This is a genomic window from Campylobacter sp. RKI_CA19_01121 (assembly GCF_025771295.1).
Taxonomy (GTDB): domain Bacteria; phylum Campylobacterota; class Campylobacteria; order Campylobacterales; family Campylobacteraceae; genus Campylobacter_D.
The window spans coordinates 1-3125 of record NZ_JAKMQA010000020.1; the positions used below are offsets into that span (position 1 = coordinate 1).

A 3125-nucleotide genomic window follows, 5' to 3' on the forward strand; every position below is an offset into this window, starting at 1 on the left:
TACAAAGCTTATTAGAAACTATTACTAAAAACAATCAAAGCTTACATAAAAACATCAAAGCAAAAGTTCAAAAAGCTAAATACACTCTAAGTGTAAGTAAAGATGCAAAAAGCATAGTAGTGAATTTAAATTAAAAGGAGAGAGCGTGAAAAAAATACATGGTAGTTTGTGTGTTACTTTATTATTTGCGATGATGCCAAATTTATCATTTGCTACTACGCAAGCTTTGTATGAAAAATCATCATCATCTTATATTATAAAAAATCATTCTTTTGAAAATCAAAATTTTTATGATTATTCAAAAGATGTTTTTATTAAACTTAATGGAAAAAATTATCATGGGATTAAAAATAGTCAAAAAGATATTGATGGGGCAAGGTTAATATATAATAACTTTGGTGTATTAACTCCAGATATTAAAGATGAGGATGTTGTTAGTGTATTAAACACTATGGCTTTTATGAACGCGCGATCTAGTATTTTTTATATTCCTTTTGTTGTAACAGGGTTTAATCTGAAAAAAAATGTAAAAAATAGTCAGCTTATCTTGGAAAATGGTGAATTATCATCAATATATTATATAAAACCTAAAAACATAAATAAAGAATTTCCAAAAGGTGTTGAGGATGCTTATAGATTTATAATTAGTCCTGCTTTTGTAAATTATGCTAATGCAATTAATAACTCACTTATAGTTAAAAATTCTTATATTAATATGGGTGTTGAAAATACTGAAACATTTGCACTAAATGGCGCTCCTTATATAGCAGGTTCTGTTGTTTTAAATGGTATGGCAGATTCGAATAAGCTAAATCTCGAAAAGGGTTCTAAAATAGGCTTATATAATACTCAATATATTACAAATTATGATGGTACCCAACTTTATGATCGTAGGATACCCCATCTTTTTGGTGGATTTGCTACAGATGGTGATGCAAAAAACAACTCAATTGTTTTTAATGGGGTTGATTTTATAGTGCATGGAAAAAAGAATGAATACTTTGCATCTAGTACTATTGAAGCTTATGGTGGATTAGCTAATGCTAGTACGAGTGAGAATTTTAATGCAATTAATAACAAACTTATAATTAATAATATTAATCTAGATTTGGAAGTGGATAAAACAAAAAATCCAAGCTTTTATGATGCTATTTTATTTGGAGAGTTTTTTGGAGGAAAATCTATTAAAGGAAATGCTCTTAAAAATAAAATTTATGTAAGAAATCTTAATACTATAGGAGAATTAAATAAAAATTCTAAAGTGCAAGCTTCTATGAATTTTTATGGAGGTTTTGCTAGTAATGGTCAAGCAAATGAAAATCATGTAGAATTTGACTTTAAAAATCCATTTAAAATTAGTGATAATTTTTCAGGAAAGAATTATTTTAGATTATATGGTGGTTATGCAACAAAAGGAGCAAATGGTAATGTTATTAGTATAAAAAATAATCTTAATGAAGAATTAGTTCCGCAAAACTATAAAGATGAACTTGTAGTGTATGCAGCTAGAACCTTAAGTGGTAATGCTAATGATAATAGTATTAATATTGAAAATTCTTTAATTTCTCTTCCTTTATATGGCTTTATAACCAAAAAAGTTACTATGCAAGATCATGTTTATACGCCTGAACAAGCAAATGGGAATAAAATCTCACTAAGGGAAGTCAAATCATCAAAAAATTTAAGCTTTTTAATCGAAGCAAAAGAAGTCAATGATAATAAGATAACTTATGATTTAGTACAAAGTCTTTCTGAAAATAGTTCTTTAGATAGAGGTTCAAAAATAGTTATAAGAGCAGATGAAAAAGCAAGTAATAATTATATATATCTAAAAGATTATTCTTCAGCTGCTAAAGAAAGTGCTACTGTAGTTGGAGCAGCTAATGAGAGTTCATATAATAAAGTCATACTAGAAAATGCTACATTTGGAACTTCTTCGGATAAAAGAGAAGGGTATTTGCATTTAATAGGTGGTGTATCCAAAAATACTCATCATAATATAGTAGAAATTTTTAATATTAACATAGATGAGTATAAAAACAAAAATGCTGTATTTATTGCAGCATCTGCTGTTTTTAAAGATAAAGACAAAGAGAGTAAATCTTATAATAATACTTTGTACTTAGGTGGTAATTTTTTTACTTATGAAAATGATAGCATGAACTGTATTAGCGGTACAATACTCCATGAACATGCTGAGAAAAAAGTTTATAATCATATAGCTTCGCATTTAGAGAATTTATCTAAAAATAATCATCTGATATTAGACGTTGCTTATGTTGGCACTGAAATGGTAAATAATTTTGAGGATTTTACTTTTGTAATATCTAAAAATACTCAAGCAAATCAAGCGATGTTACATATTAGTAATGAACCATTAAACCTTACTTTATCTGGAATTTTTAAAGTATTAGTAAAAGATAACTTAGCACTAAAAAACAAAACCTTTAAATTAATACAAAGTGATAAAGGCTTTGTGGATGAAGATGGTAAAAGCTTAAGTGAATATAGACTCAATAAATATCTAAGTAAAATGTCTTCTAATGTAAAAGACATAGACTACAAACAAATAAAAAACTTAAAAGGTTTTAATAAAGTTAAATTTAGTTTAGAAGCTTCTAAAGATCTAAAAACTATTTATGTGAAATTTAATTAATAAGGAGTTAAAACATGAAACAAGTTGGAAAAAAAATATTTCTTTCTACCATAGCATCATCTTTAATCTTTTCTCCACTTATGGCTTTACCGCAAGGTGGTAAATTTACTCATGGAACTGGTAGTATTATTACTAATGGTAATAATATGGATATTAAAGGAAACCAACAAAACTCAGTCATACAATGGGGTGGCGGTTTTAATATAGATAAGGGTCAAAGTGTAAACTTTACTACTAGTGGTCAAAATTATCTAAACATTGCTTATCAAAAAGATGCATCTAAAATTTTTGGTTCTTTAAATGGTGGGACTAATAATATTTATTTAATTAATCCTATGGGTGTAGTGATAGAAAAAGGAGGTAGTGTTACTGCAAATAAATTTGTAGCTTCTACTACGCCATTAAATGATGGACAGGTTAGTAAATTTTTATCACAAGGTTCAAAATTCTCTCCAGCATTTGATGTAAA

Annotated in this window: 2 protein-coding genes; both read left to right on the top strand. The window is 27.3% G+C overall.

The window, feature by feature from the left end; all coding sequences use genetic code 11:
• Positions 1 to 145: 145 nt before the first annotated feature.
• The gene (locus L8T90_RS07735; RefSeq protein ID WP_263737159.1) at positions 146 to 2656 is read left to right on the top strand and encodes a hypothetical protein; all 2511 of its coding nucleotides are present in this window, start codon (positions 146 to 148) and stop codon (positions 2654 to 2656) included.
• 14 nt (positions 2657 to 2670) lie between these two features.
• The coding region (locus L8T90_RS07740; protein ID WP_263737160.1) for a filamentous hemagglutinin N-terminal domain-containing protein at positions 2671 to 3125 on the top strand (455 nt) is incomplete at its 3' end.